Source organism: Gemmatimonadota bacterium (assembly GCA_016714015.1).
Classification (GTDB): Bacteria; Gemmatimonadota; Gemmatimonadetes; order Gemmatimonadales; family Gemmatimonadaceae; genus Pseudogemmatithrix.
Window position 1 is genome coordinate 1,275,042 of sequence record JADJNZ010000001.1, and the last position, 18,943, is coordinate 1,293,984.

Here is an 18,943-nt window from a genome sequence, read left to right on the forward strand (position 1 = left end):
CATATGGCAATGTGTGGCAGGTCACATCGCGGCCGCGTAGACCCGATTTGCTTGGAATCGCGTCCTCTTGTCTGGAATCACGACCGTCTGTATCGTTCGCCCGTCGACATCCGCTCCCGCTCGTTGATCGCACGCCGCCTCGCCCCCACCGAATGCTGATCAACCTGCTGCCCGACTTCTTCAGCGCTCTCGAGAGCGCCGATCCGGTCGCAGCATATCACCGATACTTCGAGACGCATCGCGCCCTCCTCGGCGCGTACTGGCACAACTACGTCATCGAACCCACCGGTCCGCACTTCCATGAGGTCGTCCGCGAGGCGGTCCGCGCCGATCGCGCCGACCTCCGCGCGATGCTCGAGCGCACCGACATCGTCTCCCTCGCGAAGCAGGCCGAGGCCGCCTGCACGGAACTCTTCGAGATCGACTCCACGATCGACGTCGTCCTCATGGTCGGCGTTGGCGCGGCCAACGCCGGCGAACTCGTCATCAACGGTCGCGGCGTCGCATTCGTCTGCCTTGAGCATTTCACCAGCATCGCCAACCCCGGCACGCGCGGGCTCGGACTCGATCCCGAGCTCGTCCCCATGTGGCTCGCCCACGAGATCGCGCACTGCGTGCGCTACACCTCGCCGGCCAGCCGCGCAGAGATGCGGCGCCTCGTCGCCGGCGCGAACGGGTTCTACTCCTATTGGGAGACCGGACGGCATGCCTCGCTCCGCGAGCATCTCGTCAACGAAGGGCTCGCCGTGCAGGCCTCCAAGCTCCTCAGCCCCGGACATGCGCCGTGGGAGTACTACGGCTTCCTCCGCCGCCAGTACGCGCGCATCCGGGAACTCGAGTCGGTCCTCTCGCGCGTCGTCACCGATGACCTCGACCGCGCCGGCCTCGGCCTGCGCCTGCGGTGGCTCTCCGGCGGCATGAGCGACGAGGCCCGCACGGTCCAACGCCACATCCTGCCCGAACGATCGGGCTATTGGCTCGGCGCACGCATGGTCGAGGACGCGATCGCCGAGAAGGGGATCGCGTGGGCCCTCCGGGCCGATGCACGGGAACTCATGCACCTCGCCGACGCGGCCGCCCGCACAGCATAAGTACGACGGCGTTCCGCTCGGTGGACACGCGCGACCGGCTCCGGGGCCGGCCGCGCGTTGTCAATTCGGGGAGATGGCTGAAGGAAGAACGCAGGAGGCGGCGGCCACGCCTTCGCCCTACTTCCCCACGCAGAACGACCGGAACACCCGTCCGATGATCTCGTCCGTATCGATGCCGCCGAGCAGTTCGTCTAGCGCGTGCACCGCGGCGCGAACGTGCGTGGCGACGACCGGTGCCGGCAGCTCAGCCGCAGTCCAGGCCGCCACGAACGCCTCGATCTCGTCGCGCGCGACCGTGAGGGCGTGCACGTGGCGTGCGCGCGTGATCGTCGGCTGTTCCTCCGCCGGATCCCCGACGAGCCCGCTCGCGATCTGCCGGATCGCCGCGCGCAGTGCCTCGAGGCCCGCGCCGGTGTGCGCACTCACGTCCAAGGCCGCCACACCATCGAGCGACGGCAGCCGCGTTCCCTCGGCGGTCGTCGCATCCCGCTTCGTCCGCACGGCGATGCAGGGCGCGGTCGCATGCGCGGCGACCTCGACGCAGGACGCCGCGAGCCCGTCTGCGGTCTCGGCGCAGACGAGCACCACGTGTGCCGACCGCAGGCGCTGGAGACTGACCTCGACGCCGAGCTGCTCGAGCGTATCGGGCGAGGCGCGCAGTCCCGCGGTATCGACGAACCGCATCGGCAGCGGGTCGTCATCGACGAGCACCTCGATCGCATCACGTGTCGTGCCGGGCAGCGGGCTCACGATCGCGCGCGGTGCCCCGGCCAAGGCGTTGAAGAGCGAGGACTTCCCGGCGTTCGGCGGTCCGGCGAGCACGACGACCACGCCGTCGCGTCCCAGTTCTGCCTGCGGACGCGTCGCGAGCAGCGCATCCAGCTCCGCCCGCACCCGTTCGGCTGCTGCTGTCACCCGCGCGCGCGGCTGCGGTCCGTCGTCCTCCTCAGGGAAGTCGATGTCGTAGGCGAGGAGTGCCTCCGTCTCGAGGAGCCCCTCGCGCAACGCGTCGAGTCGGCGCGTGAGGACCCCATCCAGTTGTCGCATCGCCGCTCGGTGCATCGCCGACGAGCGGGCATCGATGAGGTCCGCGATCGCCTCGGCCTCGAGCAATCCGAGCTTGCCGTGGCGCAGCGCCCGCTCCGTGAACTCGCCCGCGAGTGCGGGGCGCGCTCCGCAGTCGACGAGCCTGGCGAGCAGGGTCGCGCCGACGTACGCGCCACCATGCACGGAGAACTCGACGACATCCTCGCCGGTGAAGGAGTGCGGCGCCGAGAAGCGCGTCACGAGCGCCTCGTCGATCGCGGCGGCGGGCGCGTCCGGCTGATGCACGCGCACCCGTCGCACCGCGCGCGCCGGCTGGTCGATCGGCATCCCGACGCGCACGGCGATGGCCGCAGCGTCGGGCCCGCTCAGCCGGACGACGGCGAGCGCGCCGCGCCCCGCCGCCGTCGCGACCGCGGCGATCGTGTCGCCGCGGAGGTCAGCGCCGCTTGCGCGCGCCCCCATCAGCGACGACCGTCGCGGCCGTCGTCGCCGCCTTCCCGCGCTCGTTCGCGATCAACCACTGCTGCGGCATCGCGGCGAAGTTCTGCACGAACCAGTACAGGTTGAGGCCGGCCGCGAAGTTGATGCCGAAGATCGTCATCATCAGGGGCATCATCCACGCCATCATCTTCGCCTGCGGGTTCGGCGGCACGTTGCGCATGCCGAGCCAGGAGAGCAGGAACATCGATCCGCCCGTGAGGAGCGGTGCGATGTAGTACGGGTCGGCCACCGAGATGTCGGGGAACCAGAGGAACGGCACGCCGCGGAACTCGATGGTGTTCTGGAACACGAAGAAGAGCGCGAAGAGCACCGGCATCGGGATCAGCATCGGGAGGCAGCCAGCGAGCGGCGCGAAGGGGCTGATGCCGGCCTCGGCATACACCTTCATGACCTCCTCGCGCTGCTTGACCGGGTCGCCCTTGTGCTTGTTCTGCGCGGTCTGCACCAGCGGCGCGATGCGCTGCATCGTCATCTGCGAGCGCATCATGCGGCTGTTGAGCGGCCACATGAGGAGGCGGATGGAGACGCCGAAGATCACGAGGATCCAGCCGTACTGGAGCGCCGTGGTACGCTTGAGCCAGAGGAGGATGCGCATGACGATCGTCGCGAACGGCTGCACGACGCCGCTGATCCAGCCGCCGTAGGGATTGACGTGCTCGAACTCGCGTCCCATCGCGACGAGGCGTTCCCACTCCTGCGGGCCCGCGAAGAGCTGGAGCTGGACGCCCGAGGTGCCGAGCGGCGCGATCGCCGTCGCCTGCGCACGGACGGCGATCTTGTTGACGCGCATCGCGCCGGTGACCTGCAACTCCGCGAGCGGTGACGCCGCCGAGTCCTTCGCGAGCAACCCCACGAGGAAGTACTTGCTCTTCGCGACCGTCCACGTGAACGGCCCTTGCCGGAGCAGCCGTTCGCCAGGATCCGGCTTGCTGAAGTCGATCCGCTCCGCCCCGCCCACGGGCGTGCGCATGGCGTACGCGAGGTGCCGGCGGTCGTCGGTCGAGTCGCGCTCCTGTGTATCGAAGCCGCCCGGGAGGTCGATCAGCAGGAAGGCCGGCGCCGGGACACCGTTCACCTGGATGTCGACGTCGGCGAGATAGTTGGAGTCCGCGAGCGTGTAGGCGATGCGCGCGATGCCCGATCCGATCGGCGTCGTGAAGGTGACGCGCGCCTTGCCGTCGAGCGTATCCTCCCGTGCGGTGAAGTCCGCGCGGTCGAGCGCGATCGTGTCGCCGCCCGCGATCAGCCGATAGCGCACAAGCGGCTGCAATCGGTCCGCGAGTCGGACCTGGCCACTGTCCCCGCCCAGGTGCGGATAACGTGGGAGCTCGGCATCGAGGAACGCAGCGCCGCGTGTGCTGAACGCATAGCGTGCGAGCGCGTTCTCCAACCGCACCGTGCGCGCGATGACCGGCGCGGGAGCCGGCGTGGTGCCGGCGACCACCGCAGCGGCCGTGGCTGCGCCGATCGCGGGCACTCCCGCCGCGCCACCTGCGGTGGGTGCCGTCGCCGTGGCACCGGACTCCGCCGAGACGGTCGAGGTGTCGGTGACGACCGGCACCGCGACGGGGCGCGGGCCGGGGAACAGACGCGGCGTCACGACGATGACGCCCATCGTGAGCAGCAACGCGAGGAAGAAGCGCCTATCCATCTTGAGGTGGTGCAGAGGGGGGATCGGGCACCGGGTCGAAACCCCCGGCGCGGAAGGGATGGCAGCGCGCGATGCGCTTCACCGCGAGCCACCCGCCACGCAGCGCTCCATGCTTCTCGAGCGCCTCGATGGCGTAGTGCGAACAGGTCGGATGATACCGGCACGCCGCCGGCAGCAGCGGCGAGAGGAGCACCTGATATGCCCGTACGAACAGGATCAGGATCTGCTTCATCGCGCCACCCCACCCAGCTTCTCGGCGGCTCGTTGGAGATCGCCTGCCAGCGTCGCGAGATCCGCGCCGTAGGCTTCCGGCATGACCCGCACCACGACATCGAGCGAGGCGAGCGCCCCTGGAGCCGAGAGTGCTGGCAGGAGGGAACAGCGCACCAGCTCGCGCAGGCGGCGCTTCACGCGATTGCGCGCGACCGCCGTCTGCTTGTGGCGCGGCACGATGATCCCCACCCGCGGAAGATGCGAAAGGGAAGCGATGTACCGAACCTCCAACCGCGGAGTTCGGAATCGCTTCCCTTCACGACGCACCGCGTCGAGATCCGCCGTCCGCGTCAGCCGCCGGGCTGGCGGGAAGCGGAACGCGGACTCAGGCGCCAGCGTACTTGGACGGCAACTTCACGGTGAGCCGCTTGCGCCCCTTCTTGCGGCGGCGGCTGAGGACTTCGCGTCCCCACTTGGTCTCCATGCGCGCGCGGAACCCATGCGTCTTGATGCGACGCTTGTTGCGCGGGCGGTACGTCGGCTTCCCCATTGGCACTCCAAAAGGCTTGGTAAATCACTTGCGGACAAGAACGCTAAACGTATTCGGGGGAGCGGCTTAGGTCAACCCAACGGGTGCGGGATGTGCGCTGGTTCGCATACACGAACGTTGACTTGTCCACACAGGAGCGGTAGCTTCGCCACCCCTTCAGATATCCACACGCGCTCGGCCCCGCATGTCGCTCACCGCCTCCGAAGTCTGGTCCCGCCTGCTCGATCGGGCGCGAACCCAGCTCTCGGATCACATAGTTGATACCTGGCTCTCGCCGCTCACCGCGGCGGAGTATTCGGGTGAATCCCTGACGCTCACCGCACCCGACCAGTTCTCGGTCGAGTGGAATGAGCGTCGCCACTCGGCTATCCTCGAGTCGCTCGCACCGGTCGCCGTCGGGCACCCGGTGAAGATCGAGCTCCGCGTGCACGCTGACCGTCTTCAGCGCTCGCAGATGGACCTTTTTGTGCCAGTAAAGGGACAGGAGAGGAGCGTCATAGAGCCAGAGCGTCCTCGTGAAAACGTGACCCTCAGCGCCCTCAATGACCGCTACACCTTCGATACCTTCGTCGTCGGCAAGTCCAACGACCTCGCCGCTGCGGCGGCGGCGGCGGTCTCGCAAGCGCCCGGCAAGACCTACAACCCCCTCTTCTTCTACGGCCCCACCGGGCTCGGCAAGACCCATCTGATGCAGGCGATCGCGCACGACATCATCAAGCGCGCCCCGCAGACCCGCGTCACCTACATCACCACCGAGCAGTTCACCAACGACGTCATCACGTCCATCGGCAAGGGCGCCATGCACGACTTCCGGCGCCGCTATCGGGAGACCGATCTCTTCCTCGTCGACGACGTCCATTTCATCGGGGGCAAGAACTCCACGCAGGAGGAGTTCTTCCACACGTTCAATGCCCTCTACGAGGCCGGTCGCCAGATCGTCCTCACCTCCGACCGACCACCCTCCGAGATCCCCAAGCTCGAGGCGCGTCTCGCCTCCCGGTTCGCCTGGGGCATGGTCGCCGACGTCGGGCAACCGGATCTCGAGCACCGTATCGCCATCCTGCGCCGCAAGGCCGCGATGGACCACCTCGAACATACCATCCCCGATGACGTGCTCCACTTCATCGCGGATCACGTGCAATCCAACGTCCGCGAGCTCGAAGGCTCCATCATCAAGCTCCTCGCCTTCGCGTCGCTCAAGCACCGGGTCATCACGGTCGAGCTCGCGCGCGAGGCGTTGCGCGACAAGCTGCGGCAGAATGATGCCGCACAGGTCCGCCCGGAGCGCCAGGATCGGATGGGCCACATCCAGCAACGGGTCGCGGGCGAATGGGGCGTCACGGTCGAAGGACTGCAGTCCAAGACCCGGACCAAGAACCTCACCGTCCCGCGACAGGTCGCCATGTATCTCGCGCGCGAGGTGCTCGGCCTCCAGCTCGTCGAGATCGGACAGGCATTCGGCGGGCGAGATCACTCCACCGTCATCCATTCGCTCGAGCGGGTGGTCGACATGATGAAGGACAGCAGCGAGTTCCGGGGGCGTGTGGAGAAGGTGCGGGAAACCGTCCGGCATTCCACCTGATACACACGTTCACCACACGTTCGGGGGCGCCGGCGGGGTTCTCCACGGCGCTCCACGACCTCTCCCATGAGGTCGCACATGATCGGCACGAGGGACTAGCTTGCGGCGCAACGTCTTCCGGCGTTCGTCCACAGTCCACATCTTTCTACTACTGCTGCTACTAGAGTAATTCAGTAACTAGCAACAGCAGGCTCCGTCCGCGTTCCACACGTCCCGTCACTCGGTCAGGAACCGAATGCGCTTCACCATCACACGCGAGAAGCTCCAGGAAGGACTCGCCGCCGTCACCCCTGCCGTCCCGGGGAAGACGACGTTGCCCGTCCTGGCCAATCTCCTCGTCCAGACCACCGACAAGGGCATCCGCATCTCGGGGACCGATCTCGATATCGCGGTGAGCACCGAGGTGACCGCTGACGTCGAGGCGGTCGGGGCCATCACGATCCCGGCACGCAAGCTCAGCGAGATCGCCCGCGAGCTGCCGCCGGCACCTGTGCGCATCTCGGCCACCGGGGACCAGCGGATCACCCTCGAGTGCGGCCGATCGAAGTTCAAGCTGCTCGGCCTGCCCAAGTCGGAGTTCCCGAGCTTCCCCGCGGTCCAGTTCGAGAAGGCCGTCCGGATCCCGTCCGGTGACCTGCAGCGCCTCATCCAGCACACGGCCTTCGCCGCGAGCACGGAGGAGAGCCGCCCGATCCTCAACGGCGTCCTTTGGGAGCTCCGCGCCGATCACATGCGCATGGTCGCGACCAATGGACATCGCCTGGCCAAGATGGAGGTCGGTGTCTCCGGTGGGCAGAAGTCGGATCTCATCATCCCGCCCAAGGCGCTCGACCAGATCCGCCGCCTCTTCGCGGCCGAGGAGGAGCTGGAGGTCGCGCAGGGCGAGAACCACCTCGGGTTCCGCTCGCCCTTCACGTCGGTCTTCACCCGCCTGATCGAAGGGCCGTATCCCGGCTACGAACAGGTGATCCCGAAGGACAACGACAAGTACGCGATCCTCGACAAGGCCGCGTTCATGAGCGCCCTCAAGCGCATGAGCGTCGTCGCGTCGGATCAGACGCACCGGATCCGGCTGTCGTTCAACGCGGGCATGGTGAAGTTCTCCGTCAGCACGCCCGACCTGGGCGAGGCGCAGGACGAACTGCCCATCCGCTACGAGGGGGACCAGCTCGACATCGGCTTCAACGCGGCGTACCTGCTCGAGATCCTGCGCCAGATGCCGACGGAGGAGGTGCGCATGACGTTCCGTGCCCCGGAACGTGCGTCGACCATCGAGCCCGAGGGCTGGACAGATCCGGCGAAGTACCTCTGTCTTCTCATGCCGCTGCGTCTGGTCGACTGAGTCGCGTGGTGGGGCCCGATCAGGGCGCCGAGATCGCGATGCGCGTGTGCTGTGTCAGCTCCTGGGAGCGGCGGCGCCCGCGCATCGTCATTCGGAGGGTGCTCTCTCCCGTGCCCTCGACGACCGTGCCGCCGGCGAGTGGTACGAACAGCGTGGCCACTCCCTCGCCGTCTGCCGCGATATCGATCGGTTCACCGAACTGGCGGCCGGCGCCGCGCAGTGTCAGGCGCGAGTGCCGCTCGATCCGGATGACCAGTTCACCCGCCAGACGCGTCGCCCCCATCACACGATAGACGCGCGTGGAGACGGCAACCAGCGGCACCGAGTCCCGGCAGATCGTGTAGCTCGCGGAATCTCGCCAGGTGGTGGTGGGCTCGAGGCGCGTCGGGAGGGTCAGGAACACCTCGCGCAACGCATGCGTGGCGGCGGCTTCCGTGCCGCAACCGGCCGGATCAGGCCGGATCAGCCGCGGGGCAACGGTCTCAGTCCCGTCGAGCGCGGCGAATGGCAGGGGCAGGGAGAGCCCTTGGGGGATCGTGAGCTCCGCGGTGTCGATGCCGACACGAAAGTCCGTCAGCAGCCCGGAGAGGCGCACCGTGCCGCCCCCCACGACGCGCGACCACTCCGCAGTGACCACGGTTCGGATCGAGTCCCGTCGCTCGACGGTGTCGACGCGCGATCGCAGCTCGGTCTCCAGGCGGATGGTCCGCGTCACCGGAGCCCCGCTCGGCTGGAGGATCCACGGCGGTGACGACGGGTCAAGCGCTGCGGGGGCCGGCGGCTCGATCGCCGGTCGGGGCGTCACGGCCGGCGCGGGCGCCGCGCAGGCGGTCGCACTGACCAGGCACAGGATCCAGCGGGTCGATCGCCGCATACGTCGCCTCGGGGGGATGTGCGAGGACGGACGGAGCCACGGACCAGCTCCCGTGTCACCGTCCGTCCCGCGCGTACTGCCCAGCATCGGTCCCGCCTGTAAGCCGGGTTCTGTCGACACCTTGCGGCGTCGGACGATCATTTCTCTCGGCGTACGGTCGCCCGCACGCTCTAGCAGCCAACCCGCGGCGTCTTGATCACAGAGGACTGCTGCTCGCCGCCTATTTGGCCTTGCTCCCGCTGGGGTTTGCCGTGCCGCCCCTGTTGCCAGTGGCGCGGTGGGCTCTTACCCCACCGTTTCACCCTTACCTCCGCTCGCGCGAAGGCGGTCTATTCTCTGTGGCACTGTCCGTCACGCCTTGCGGCGTGCCCAGGCGTTACCTGGCAGCGTGTCCAAGGAGCCCGGACTTTCCTCGGCGCAGGCGGACCTGCGACGCGATCGCCCGGCGGAACCGAGTTCTCCGGAATATAGTGCGCCGGCCGGCGTCATCGGGCGCCGGCGGTGGGTGACGCGCGGACGGTGAGGGGAAGAAATGGATGACGGCGCCGTGACCGGCCCCACGCATCGTGGTCCGCGTTCGCCACCCCCACCATCAACGGAGCTCCCACCGATGCCCCTCGTGCAACGCGCGCTCACCGCTCCTGTCCTCACCGTCCTCGAGCCCGACGAACGCCCACGCGTCGATGCGGCCGGCGCCGGACTTTATCGCGCGGTACACAAGGAGAGCATCGCCGACGCCCTCGCGGACCTCAAGACTCGGCGGGTGAGCGCGGTGCTCGTCTCGGTGATGCGCTGTGGCCGGGACGCCGATCGACGGATGGCGACGATGGTGCGGGAGTTCCCCTCGGTCCCGACCGTCGCGCTCCTCGGGACGGCCCCGACCTCCGCCGAAGCGCTGCTCCAGTTGGGGAACGCCGGGATCACGCGCCTCGTGGATGTACGGCAGCCGCAAGGCTGGACGCGGTTGCGTCAGTTGCTGGCGGTGCAGGCGGTGCACGAGGTCGATCGACTCGCGCTCGAGGCGATCCGTCGCGAACTCGGCGCGCTGTCTCCCGACGGTCAGCGGTTCTTCGAGGCCCTCTTCGTCGTGAGCGAGCGCGTCACCACGGTGCGCGCGCTCGCGATCCGCATGGACCTGCTCCCCAGCACGCTCATGAGTCGCTTCTTCCGGGCGCGGCTGCCGGCGCCCAAGCGCTACCTCGCCTACGCGCGCCTGCTGCGCGCCGCGCGTCTCTTCGAGGATGCCGGCCACTCCATCGCGAGCGTCTCCAACGCGCTCGACTATTCCTCCCCGCAGAGCTTCGGTCGGCACGTACGCACTCTCCTCGGCATGACGGCGGGCGAGTTTCGCGCGCGCTTCACGGGCGAGACGCTCCTCGAACGACTACTCGCGGATCTGGTCCGCCCGCACCGCGAGGCGTTGCGGGCACTCCAGCCGCTCGCCCTGCGGCCCGGGATGCGGCGCCTGGCGCCGTCGTTGCGCGATCGGCGGCCGGCGTTCCATCAGCGGCACGACTGAGGGAACGCCGGAGCATCTCCCATGAACGGACCGCGACCCGCGGCCCTGCGTGCTCACATCCGTGCGACGATCTCCGCGGCGCGCGCGAGCGTCTCGACCTCGACGCCGACGGCTTCGATGGTCTCACGGCCGCCCTCTTCGCGGTCGACCACGGCGAGGACCCCCACGACGACGCCACCGGCCGCCCGGACCGCGTCGACGGCCTTGAGCGCGGAGCCGCCGGTCGTGATGACGTCCTCGATCACGACGACGCGGTCACCGGCGGTGTACGGGCCCTCGATGAGCTTGCCCGTGCCGTGCGTTTTCGCTTCCTTCCGCACCGTGAAGGCGCGGGTCGGCATGCCGGCGAGCTGGCTCGCGTACGCGATGGCGTAGCTCACGGGGTCGGCGCCGAGCGTCAGCCCACCGACCGCATCAGGGTGCCAGCCGCGTTCGCCGATGGCGTGGAGGCCGAGCGGACCGATGAGCGCGAGCCCTTCGGGATGCATCGTGGTGAGGCGGCAGTCGATGTAGAGATCGGACTGCTTGCCCGAGGCGAGGGTGAAGGAGCCACGGCGCGCGCTGCGCTGGGCGAGGAGATCGAGGAGACGGGTGCGCGGATCCATGCCGGGCACTCTATGCGGCACCGGGAAGCGGGTCAATGAGGTGGCGATGCTGGTCGGGGTGATCGGGGTGGCGATCGCGGCAGGGTTGGTGGCGTTCCTGCTCTATGAGCGGGGGCAGCGCCGCCGCCTGAAGGAGCGGAGTGCCGAGCTCGAGCATCTGTCGTTCGAGCTCGCACGGGCCAACCGTGCCAAGTCGGAGTTCCTCGCCAACGTCTCGCACGAACTGCGGACCCCGCTCGCGGCCATCGTGGGGTTCGTCGACCTCCTGCGGGATGGATCTTATGGCGAGTTGGGCCCGCGGATGATCGGGCCCGTGGAGCGGATCCAGGCGTCAGCCGAACACTTGCAGGCGCTCGTGGATCAGGTGCTCGACCTCGCGAAGCTCTCGGCTGGACGACTCGACGTGCACCGGGAGCCGCTCTCGTTGCGGGCCTTCGTGATCGATGTGGCGAGTGAGGTCGAGCCGCTGGTCATTGAGAAGGGGCTGGCCCTCGCGATCCAGGTGCCGGCGACGCTGCCGCGGGTGAGCACCGACCCGACCCACCTGCGGCAGATCCTCGTGAACCTGCTGGGGAATGCGGTGAAATACACGCCGGCGGGAAGCATCACGGTGCGGGCGACCTACGTCCCGGACGGGGCGGTGCATGAGGCGACGGCGACGGCGGCCAAGCGGCCGCTCCTGGCGGCGGGTGGCAACTGGATCGCCCTCCAGGTGGTCGATACCGGGATCGGCATCGCACCGAAGGATCAGGAGCGGATCTTCGAGGAGTTCGAGCAGGTCCAGGCCGGTTCGCGTGGCGACTCGGAACGCCGGGGAACGGGGCTTGGGCTCTCGATCACCCGGCGACTCGCGCGCTTGCTCGATGGCGACATCACGCTGGAGAGCGTGGTCGGGGCAGGTGCGACCTTCACCTGCTGGCTCCCTGCCGACCCGGCGCCGCGGGGCGCCGGGGACGGGACGGTCTAGCGACCGAAGAGGCCCTTCATCTTCGAGAAGAGCCCGGGCCCCTCGTTCGAAGCGATCTTCGTTGGGAACGGGTCCTGGAGCGCGACACGGAGCGCGTCCGCGAATGCGATCACCGACTCGTAGCGGTCCTTCGGCGCCTTGGCGAGGCCCTTCATGACGACCTCCTCCACCGGGGTGGAGTAGGCGATGTCCGGCTTGGCCTTGTTGAGCGCGACCGGCGGCTGCGAGAGGAGTTGCGTGAACATCTCGCGCGGGCTCTTCGCCGTGTAGGGCAGCGTGCCCGTGAGGAACTGGTAGGCCATCGTCGCCAGCGAGTACTGGTCCGCCGCGGGCGAGACCACCTCGCCTGACAGCGCTTCGGGGGCGACGTACATCAGCGTGCCGACGAAGAATCCGGCGCGGGTGAGCCGCTGGTCGGGCGTGACATCGGTGGAGGTCGCGATCCCGAAGTCGAGCAGCTTCACCGTGCGCGTGTCGTGATCGTACATCACGTTATCCGGCTTCAGGTCGCGATGCACGATGCCGGCCGTGTGCGCGGCAAAGACGGCTCCCGCGATCTGGCTGATGACGGCCGCCACCTCATCCGGCGGGAACGGCGCGTTGCGCTTCGCGTAGCTCTCCATCAACTCGCCGGCGGCCCACTCGATCACGAGGTAGGGGAGCCCGGCATCCTCGCCCGTCTCGATCGTGCGGATCACGTTCGGACCGGTCACGCGCGTGCCGAAGCTGGCCTCGCGAGTGAACCGGGCGACCGCGGTACGATCGGAGCGGAGTTTCTCCTTGAGGACCTTGAGCGCGACCGTCCCGTGCGTCGGGTGCTGGGCGCGATAGACGGTGGCCGTCCCTCCCTCACCGACGCGGTCGAGGAGGGTGAATCCGGCGATGGTGGTTCCGACGAGTGGGTCACGAGTCACGCGGCGAAGCTATCGGAACGCGCTCGTCCCGGCAAGCGAGCCCACCGATGACCGGATGCCGGTTCGCGGGGTAGATTTGACACCGCGCCACGCCACGGCGCGCCCCACCCACGCGCCCATGCCCTCGCTCCGCCTCGCTCGCGTCCTGTTCGCCGCCCTCCTCGTCGTGTCCTGCGGCGGCGGGGGGCGCACGCCTCCGCCCGGCGGAGCACCTGGTGCCCGCCCCGGTCCGTCCGCGGAGGGCGCGGCCCCGCGCGCCCAACAGGGGATCAGTTTCGACGCCACCCCGCTCTTCCGGCAGATGGGGATGCTGGCCCGGGGGCTTCCCTTCCCCTTGGTCGGGCGCGCCGCCTTCGCTGCCACGCCGTCCCCCGATTCCACGCATGTCGTCGTCGCCGTGGCGTTCGCCAACGCCACCCTGGCCTTCGCGCGCGAAGCCGACAACCGGTTCCGGGCCAACTACACGGTCGCCATGACGCTCTCGCGCGACGCGGTCGCGGTCGCCAGCTCGCAGGCTTCGGAGCAGCTCCTCGTGGGCACGTATCGCGAGACGACACGCACCGACGAGAGCGTCATCCACCAGGAGATCCTCGACGTCGCGCCCGGACGCTACACGCTGACGGTCGCGGTGCGTGACGAAGGGAGCCAGCGCACGGCCCAGGAACAGATCGCGATCCTGGTCCCGCGCCTCGGGGAGGGCACGCTCTCCTCGCCGATGCCGATCGCCGAGGTGACGCCGCGGTCGTCGCGGGATTCGGTGCCGCTGGTGCTGCTCAACCCGGCGGCGATTGCCGTCGCGGGACGCGACAGCGTGCTCCCGGTCTATCTCGAGGGGTACGGGGACACCACCGCGGCCGTTCGCCTCCTCATCCGTAGCGAGCGTGGACGCGTGTTGTGGAACGACACCGTGCGCGTCAGCGCCCGCGGCGCGATGCGCGCAGGGGTCGTCGAGGTTCCGGTCTCGCGCATCGGCATCGGCGTGGCGCAGCTCACGTTCGTGCGTGACGGCGGCACCGATTCCTCCTCCACCTACGTCTTCGTCGGGTTCGGCGGTGACCTGCCGGTCGCGACGTATGACGAGATGGTGAACTACCTGCGCTGGTTCGCGCAGCCGTATCGGCTCCAGAAGTTGCGGGATGCCAGCGAGGAGACGCGCCCGGCGGCGTGGGCCGAGTTCGCGCGCGAGACGGACGACCGGCCCGAGACGCCGATGCATGAGGGCCTTCGCGATTATTTCGCGCGCCTCATTCGGGCCAACGGCCGCTTCCGCGAGGAGGCGACGCCCGGCTGGATGTCCGACCGGGGGCGCGTCTACGTCTCGCTGGGGGAACCGGATCAGATCATCGAGCCGCAGGTCGCCGACTTCTCGCGCGGGCGCCAGCAGCTCTGGGACTACCGCTCGCAGAATATGCAACTCGTGTTCTACGATCAGACCGGCACCGGGCGCTGGCGCCTCACGCAGGCGAGCGAGGTGCGCTTCGAGTCCGAGTTCCGGCGGCGCCTGAAGTGAGCGACGCGCGCGCCTTCTCGTGGCGCGCCGAACTCGGGCGGAAGGGCGTCCATCTCGCGTCGGCCGCCTTCCCGCTCGCGTGGGCGTTCGCGGTGGTGGATCGACGGGGGATCATCCTCGTCCTCGCGCTGGGGCTCGGCATCGCCGTCGCGCTCGAGGTCCTGCGTCGTCGCGCGGGCGCGATCGGCCGCTGGTTCGACGCGTGGTTCGGCTGGATGCTCCGTGCGCACGAGCGCACCGCGCTCACCGGAGCGACCTGGTTCCTCGGCGCGATGCTGCTCTGCGCCGTGGTACTCCCGGAGCGGGCGGCGATCTCCGCGCTCTGGGCCGGAGTCTTCGGTGATGCCGCGGCGGCCCTCGTCGGGCGCGCGGTCGCCGCACGCGCCGCAGCCAAGGGAAAGACACCGGTGGGTTCGCTCGCCTGCTGCTTCGCCAGCGCGGTCGGTCCAGTCTGGCTCGTGGCCGCTTCACCCATCCAGGCGCTCGGCATCGGCGTGGCGGCGATGCTCGCTGAACGGCCCGCCCTCGCCCTCGACGACAACGCGCGCGTCGCCGTCGCCGCGGGGCTCGCGGCGTGGGGACTCGGCGTCGCGTAGTTTTGGGGCATGTCGATCCCCGGACGCCCGCGGCTCTACCTCATTGACGGTTACGCGCTGATCTTCCGTTCCTTCCACGCCCTGGGTGGTGGGACGCCGCTGCGCAACGCGCGCGGCGAGAACACCGGGATGGCGAAGGGTGTCAGCGACTTCCTCAAGCGCCTCATCGAGAAGCACAAGCCCGACTATCTCGCTTGGATCAACGACGCCGGCTCGTCGGGTCGCGAGGAGATGCTCGAGGCATACAAGGCCAACCGTGTCGCACTCCCGCCGGAGGAGCAGGAGGACTTCGACACCGGGCTCGAGCGCGTCCGCCAGCTGCTCGCCGCGTACCGGATCCCGACGCTCGCGCTCGACGGTTTCGAGGCGGATGACGTGATCGCGACGCTCGCGCGCCAGGGGGCCGCGCGGGACCTCGAGGTGTGCGTCGTCTCGGGCGACAAGGACCTCCTCCAGCTCGTTGCCCCCAAGGTGTGGGTCCTCAATCCCTGGCACGGGCCGCCGGGGCGGACCACGGAGAAATGGTACGGGCTGGAGAATGCGCACGAGCGCCTCGGGGTCCCCCCCGAGCGCGTCGTCGACTACCTCGCACTCGTCGGGGACACCGCGGACAACGTCCCCGGGGTGAAGGGCATCGGCGACAAGGGCGCGCTCGCGCTGATCGAGAAGTACGGGACCGTCGAGGCGATGATCGCGCATCTCGACGAGATCGAGCCGACCCGCACGCGCAACGCGCTCGCACAGAACGTCGAGAACGCGAAGCTCAGCAAGCGGCTCGTCACGCTACAGTACGACCTCGCCGTCACGCTCGACCCGGAGGCGCTCATGCTCCGTGAGCCCGACTGGGCCGCGCTACGCGACCTCTTCGTCGAACTCGAGTTCAACTCCGCCGCGCGCACGGCGGCGGTCAATGCCGATGGTGGGAAGGGGGGCGCCCCGCAGGCGGCGGCATCCGACGGGACGGCGGCCGAGGGCGGGACGGACGTTGAGGCACACATGGTGAGCGCGCGTCAGGCGCGCGCCGCGGCCGCGAGCGTCCCGGACACGCCGGCCACCGTGCCGCTCGACTACCGAATCGCCGACACGCCCGCACTCGTCGCCGAGGTCATCGCCGAGGCGCGGGCCGCGGGCATGATCGCCGTCGACACCGAGACCATTCTCGATGCCGACGCGCCGCCGATCATCACGCCCATGCGCGCGAACCTGGTCGCGATCTCCATCGGGACCGCCCCCGGCAAGGCATGGTACCTCCCCTTCGCGCACCGCCTGCCGCGCGAGGCGCAGGGCGGACTCGCCCTCGGGGATGCGCCGGTGAAGCCCAAGAAGGGCCCGAGCGCCGACAGTTCCATCGCGGCCCGGATGCTCGCCGAGGGCGAGCACCCGGTGGTCAACCTCCCCCCGCTCCTCTCCGATGCGATGGCGCCGCTCCGCGGCCTCCTTGAGGACCCGGCGGTGCGGAAGACGGCGCACAACGCCAAGTACGACCTCCTCGTGTTGCGTCGTGCGGGAATCGGGCTCCGCGGCCTCGACTTCGATTCGATGCTCGCGAGTTACGTCATCGATCCCGGACGCCGATCGCACGCGATCGACGCGCTCGCCGTCGACTTCCTCGGTCTCGCCATGACGGGGTACGACGAGCTCTGTGGCAAGGGGAAGAACGAGATTCCGTACGACGAGGTCCCGATCGCCGCCGCACGCGACTACTCCTGCGCCGACAGCGACCTCGCCTTGCGCCTGCGCGCGCTCCTTGAGCCCAAGCTCGCCGAGCACGAGGTGGGGCCGTTGCTCCGCGACGTCGAGTTGCCACTCATCGACGTCCTCGCCGAGATGGAGTGGACCGGCGTCACCATCGACGTGCCCTGGTTCCATTCGCTCAAGGCCCGCTTCGAGGCCGCACGCAAGGAGCTGGAGACGCAGATCCACGCCGAGGCCGGCGAGATGTTCAACATCGCGAGCAACCAGCAGCTCCGCACGATCCTGTTCGAGAAGCTCGCGCTCCCGGTGAAGAAGAAGACGGCCACCGGCGCGAGCACCGATGCCAGCGTGCTGCAGGAACTGGCCGACGAGGGCCATACCCTGCCCGGCCTGTTGATGGAGTACCGGGAGCTCGCCAAGCTCGAGAACACGTACCTCGACACCCTCCCCACGCTCGTCAACCCGCGGACCGGACGGCTCCACACCTCGTACGCGCAGACGGTGGCGGCGACGGGTCGACTCTCGTCGCACGACCCGAACCTCCAGAACATCCCCATCCGTCGCGAGCTCGGGAAGGACATCCGGCGGGGCTTCATCCCGCGGCCGGGGTGGCGCTTCATGGCCGCGGACTACTCGCAGATCGAGTTGCGGCTCCTCGCCCACCTCTCCCACGACCCGGCCTTCGTCGAGGCCTTCCGTGCCGGGGGCGACATCCATCGGCAGACCGCGAGCGTGATCTTCGGCGTGCCGCTCGAGCTCGTCTCGAGCGAGATGCGGGCTCGCGCGAAGACGATCAACTTCGCGACGATCTACGGTCAGGGGGCGCATGCCCTTTCGCGGCAGTTGAAGATCGAGCACGCCGAGGCCAAGGCGTTCATCGAGACCTACTTCACTCGCTTCGCCGGTGTACGGCGCTACCTCGACGCGGCGGTCGAGCAGGCGCGTACGCGAGGCTACGTGGAGACCATCTTCCGCCGCCGGCGCTACATCCCGGAGATCCACGACCGCAACTTCAACACGCGCGCGTTCGGCGAGCGGCTCTCGCAGAACTCGCCCATCCAGGGATCGGCGGCCGACCTCGTCAAGGTGGCAATGATCCGCATCGATGCGGCCCTGCGGGCCGCGGCACTGGAGGCGAAGATGCTCCTCCAGGTCCATGACGAACTCGTCTTCGAGTTCCCGTCGGACGAGGAGGCCGCATTGCGTTCGCTCGTGGAGCGGGAGATGACCACCGCGGTGGCGCTCGACGTGCCTCTGGTCGTTGACATCGGGACTGGGGCGAACTGGCTCGACGCCAAGGCCTGAATCGGGCGTCGACGGTCCGGGGCCCTTGCAGTATGCGATGGTCGCGGAGGCTTGCCCGGGACCGGCGGGGACCGGCGGCCGGGTGCTTGCGGTTCAACACGATGCGACGCAATGTCTTACATGATCACGGTGTTCGGGGCCTCGCCCTTGCCTAGTCTAGGACCGAGGGACCGCCTATCCTCGAGACGCCGTCACCTTCCGGCGTGATGCGCGTCACTGTTCAGTACCCGGTTCGCTCCCCCCACCTGGTGTCGTGGAGTCTGATGTCGTCTCGTCGCGGTTTCACTCTCATCGAACTGCTCATCGTCGTTGTGATCATCGGCATCATCGCCGCGATCGCGGTGCCGAAGTTCAATTCGACCAAGGGCAAGGCGCACGCCGCCGCCCTCAAGGGTGACCTGCACAATCTCGCGACCGCGCAGGAATCGTACTTCTACGCGTGGCAGACCTACTCGACCGACACCTCGGCGCTCAACTGGAAGGGTTCGCGCGGCTCGCAACTCACGATCGTGAACGCGACGCGCGGTGGCTGGTCCGCGATGGCCACGCACCCGCTCTCCTATCCGCTCACCTGTGCCATGTACCAAGGGTCGGTCGCTCCGCTCGCGCCGGCGACGGTCGAGGGTGTCATCACCTGTCAGTGATCGACCCGGGCGGCCCCCCCGTCCCGCCCGTTCCTCCACCGCGTGATCGGGCGGCTTTGCAGCTCGAGTGGGAGGAGTTCGCGCATCGTCGCGAGGGCATGATCCACGCGATGACAGGCGGCCTCTGGCTGCATCGCCACGTCTGGTTCGGCCGCCGCCTGGCGCACCTCGTCTCCACCGACAAGGCGCGCCTGCTCGCGTGGGGCGCCCGCGTCGGAATGCCCGCCGAGCGCCTGCAGTACCATCCGCTGAAGGATCCGCGCGATGGCGTGCGGCGCGAGGCCTGGCACTGGGACCTCGGCGGACCCTATCTGCCGGACGCGCGATGAGGCGCCCG

The 18,943-nt window shown here is 68.9% G+C and carries 18 protein-coding genes and 1 other RNA gene; 10 read left to right on the forward strand and 9 right to left on the reverse strand.

Translation table 11 applies throughout. The features are described from left to right. Positions 1-152: 152 nt before the first annotated feature. Complete coding sequence (locus IPJ78_05425) at positions 153-1,091, forward strand: hypothetical protein (GenBank protein ID MBK7905990.1); 939 nt, start codon at positions 153-155, stop codon at positions 1,089-1,091. Between the two features lie 117 nt (positions 1,092-1,208). On the opposite strand, the gene mnmE is transcribed toward IPJ78_05425, so the two are convergent. Genes mnmE through rpmH form a run of 5 tightly spaced genes read right to left on the reverse strand, consistent with a single transcriptional unit; the run spans position 1,209 to position 5,053 of the window. After that, entirely contained in the window at positions 1,209-2,600 is a 1,392-nt protein-coding gene (gene mnmE / locus IPJ78_05430; GenBank protein ID MBK7905991.1) for a tRNA uridine-5-carboxymethylaminomethyl(34) synthesis GTPase MnmE, read from the reverse strand. Further along, complete coding sequence (gene yidC / locus IPJ78_05435) at positions 2,575-4,290, reverse strand: membrane protein insertase YidC (GenBank protein ID MBK7905992.1); 1,716 nt, start codon at positions 4,288-4,290, stop codon at positions 2,575-2,577. Before yidC ends, mnmE begins: the two co-directional genes overlap by 26 nt. Then, positions 4,283-4,522 carry a membrane protein insertion efficiency factor YidD gene (gene yidD, locus IPJ78_05440; protein MBK7905993.1) on the reverse strand — a complete coding sequence of 80 codons (240 nt, stop codon included), beginning with the start codon at positions 4,520-4,522 and terminating at the stop codon, positions 4,283-4,285. Before yidD ends, yidC begins: the two co-directional genes overlap by 8 nt. After that, a complete protein-coding gene (gene rnpA / locus IPJ78_05445; protein ID MBK7905994.1) occupies positions 4,519-4,899 on the reverse strand; it encodes a ribonuclease P protein component in 381 nt (126 codons plus the stop codon). Before rnpA ends, yidD begins: the two co-directional genes overlap by 4 nt. Next, a complete protein-coding gene (gene rpmH / locus IPJ78_05450; GenBank protein ID MBK7905995.1) occupies positions 4,889-5,053 on the reverse strand; it encodes a 50S ribosomal protein L34 in 165 nt (54 codons plus the stop codon). The genes rnpA and rpmH overlap by 11 nt, the downstream gene beginning before the upstream one ends. A 184-nt stretch (positions 5,054-5,237) precedes the next feature. Between rpmH and dnaA the strand changes: the two genes are divergently transcribed. Together dnaA and dnaN are read left to right on the forward strand one after the other, a co-directional pair. Further along, positions 5,238-6,635: a chromosomal replication initiator protein DnaA gene (gene dnaA, locus IPJ78_05455; GenBank protein ID MBK7905996.1), complete on the forward strand. Its 1,398-nt coding sequence runs from the start codon at positions 5,238-5,240 to the stop codon at positions 6,633-6,635. A gap of 235 nt (positions 6,636-6,870) precedes the next feature. Further along, positions 6,871-7,977: a DNA polymerase III subunit beta gene (dnaN, locus tag IPJ78_05460; protein ID MBK7905997.1), complete on the forward strand. Its 1,107-nt coding sequence runs from the start codon at positions 6,871-6,873 to the stop codon at positions 7,975-7,977. A gap of 19 nt (positions 7,978-7,996) precedes the next feature. Here the strand turns inward: dnaN and IPJ78_05465 are convergent, their stop codons facing one another. Continuing rightward, the gene (locus IPJ78_05465) at positions 7,997-8,851 is read right to left on the reverse strand and encodes a hypothetical protein (protein ID MBK7905998.1); all 855 of its coding nucleotides are present in this window, start codon (positions 8,849-8,851) and stop codon (positions 7,997-7,999) included. An 83-nt stretch (positions 8,852-8,934) separates the two neighbouring features. Next, positions 8,935-9,305, reverse strand: an RNA gene (gene rnpB / locus IPJ78_05470) — RNase P RNA component class A. Positions 9,306-9,461: 156 nt separating this feature from the next. Here rnpB and IPJ78_05475 point away from each other — a divergent pair. Beyond that, positions 9,462-10,370, forward strand: coding sequence for a helix-turn-helix domain-containing protein (locus tag IPJ78_05475; GenBank protein MBK7905999.1), 909 nt, complete (start codon positions 9,462-9,464; stop codon positions 10,368-10,370). A 53-nt stretch (positions 10,371-10,423) separates the two neighbouring features. On the opposite strand, the gene pyrE is transcribed toward IPJ78_05475, so the two are convergent. Next, positions 10,424-10,975 (reverse strand): orotate phosphoribosyltransferase, encoded by a 552-nt coding sequence (gene pyrE / locus IPJ78_05480; protein MBK7906000.1) that lies wholly within the window; start codon positions 10,973-10,975, stop codon positions 10,424-10,426. Between pyrE and IPJ78_05485 the strand changes: the two genes are divergently transcribed. Further along, entirely contained in the window at positions 10,962-11,942 is a 981-nt protein-coding gene (locus tag IPJ78_05485) for a HAMP domain-containing histidine kinase (GenBank protein MBK7906001.1), read from the forward strand. The genes pyrE and IPJ78_05485 overlap by 14 nt on opposite strands. Here the strand turns inward: IPJ78_05485 and IPJ78_05490 are convergent. Beyond that, entirely contained in the window at positions 11,939-12,856 is a 918-nt protein-coding gene (locus IPJ78_05490; protein ID MBK7906002.1) for a serine/threonine protein kinase, read from the reverse strand. The genes IPJ78_05485 and IPJ78_05490 overlap by 4 nt on opposite strands. 118 nt (positions 12,857-12,974) lie before the next feature. On the opposite strand from IPJ78_05490, the gene IPJ78_05495 reads away from it, so the two are divergent. The 5 genes from IPJ78_05495 to IPJ78_05515 all read left to right on the forward strand — a co-directional run bounded on the left by IPJ78_05495 (position 12,975) and on the right by IPJ78_05515 (position 18,935). Then, complete coding sequence (locus IPJ78_05495) at positions 12,975-14,366, forward strand: GWxTD domain-containing protein (protein ID MBK7906003.1); 1,392 nt, start codon at positions 12,975-12,977, stop codon at positions 14,364-14,366. Then, positions 14,363-14,962, forward strand: a complete 600-nt coding sequence (locus IPJ78_05500; GenBank protein MBK7906004.1) for a hypothetical protein — start codon at positions 14,363-14,365, stop codon at positions 14,960-14,962. The genes IPJ78_05495 and IPJ78_05500 overlap by 4 nt, the downstream gene beginning before the upstream one ends. Before the next feature lie 9 nt (positions 14,963-14,971). Then, the gene (polA, locus tag IPJ78_05505; protein MBK7906005.1) at positions 14,972-17,962 is read left to right on the forward strand and encodes a DNA polymerase I; all 2,991 of its coding nucleotides are present in this window, start codon (positions 14,972-14,974) and stop codon (positions 17,960-17,962) included. A 263-nt stretch (positions 17,963-18,225) separates the two neighbouring features. Continuing rightward, the gene (locus IPJ78_05510; protein ID MBK7906006.1) at positions 18,226-18,606 is read left to right on the forward strand and encodes a prepilin-type N-terminal cleavage/methylation domain-containing protein; all 381 of its coding nucleotides are present in this window, start codon (positions 18,226-18,228) and stop codon (positions 18,604-18,606) included. Between the two features lie 98 nt (positions 18,607-18,704). Next, positions 18,705-18,935 carry a hypothetical protein gene (locus IPJ78_05515; protein MBK7906007.1) on the forward strand — a complete coding sequence of 77 codons (231 nt, stop codon included), beginning with the start codon at positions 18,705-18,707 and terminating at the stop codon, positions 18,933-18,935. Positions 18,936-18,943: the final 8 nt, after the last annotated feature.

Bases quoted from the DNA above. Each gene is read 5' to 3' on its own strand.
- IPJ78_05425 (MBK7905990.1), top strand. From the start codon at position 153: ATGCTGATCAACCTGCTGCCCGACTTCTTCAGCGCTCTCGAGAGCGCC.
- mnmE (MBK7905991.1), bottom strand. From the start codon at position 2,600: ATGGGGGCGCGCGCAAGCGGCGCTGACCTCCGCGGCGACACGATCGCC.
- yidC (MBK7905992.1), bottom strand. From the start codon at position 4,290: ATGGATAGGCGCTTCTTCCTCGCGTTGCTGCTCACGATGGGCGTCATC.
- yidD (MBK7905993.1), bottom strand. From the start codon at position 4,522: ATGAAGCAGATCCTGATCCTGTTCGTACGGGCATATCAGGTGCTCCTC.
- rpmH (MBK7905995.1), bottom strand. From the start codon at position 5,053: ATGGGGAAGCCGACGTACCGCCCGCGCAACAAGCGTCGCATCAAGACG.
- dnaA (MBK7905996.1), top strand. From the start codon at position 5,238: ATGTCGCTCACCGCCTCCGAAGTCTGGTCCCGCCTGCTCGATCGGGCG.
- dnaN (MBK7905997.1), top strand. From the start codon at position 6,871: ATGCGCTTCACCATCACACGCGAGAAGCTCCAGGAAGGACTCGCCGCC.
- IPJ78_05465 (MBK7905998.1), bottom strand. From the start codon at position 8,851: ATGCGGCGATCGACCCGCTGGATCCTGTGCCTGGTCAGTGCGACCGCC.
- IPJ78_05475 (MBK7905999.1), top strand. From the start codon at position 9,462: ATGCCCCTCGTGCAACGCGCGCTCACCGCTCCTGTCCTCACCGTCCTC.
- pyrE (MBK7906000.1), bottom strand. From the start codon at position 10,975: ATGGATCCGCGCACCCGTCTCCTCGATCTCCTCGCCCAGCGCAGCGCG.
- IPJ78_05495 (MBK7906003.1), top strand. From the start codon at position 12,975: ATGCCCTCGCTCCGCCTCGCTCGCGTCCTGTTCGCCGCCCTCCTCGTC.
- polA (MBK7906005.1), top strand. From the start codon at position 14,972: ATGTCGATCCCCGGACGCCCGCGGCTCTACCTCATTGACGGTTACGCG.
- IPJ78_05510 (MBK7906006.1), top strand. From the start codon at position 18,226: ATGTCGTCTCGTCGCGGTTTCACTCTCATCGAACTGCTCATCGTCGTT.
- IPJ78_05515 (MBK7906007.1), top strand. From the start codon at position 18,705: ATGATCCACGCGATGACAGGCGGCCTCTGGCTGCATCGCCACGTCTGG.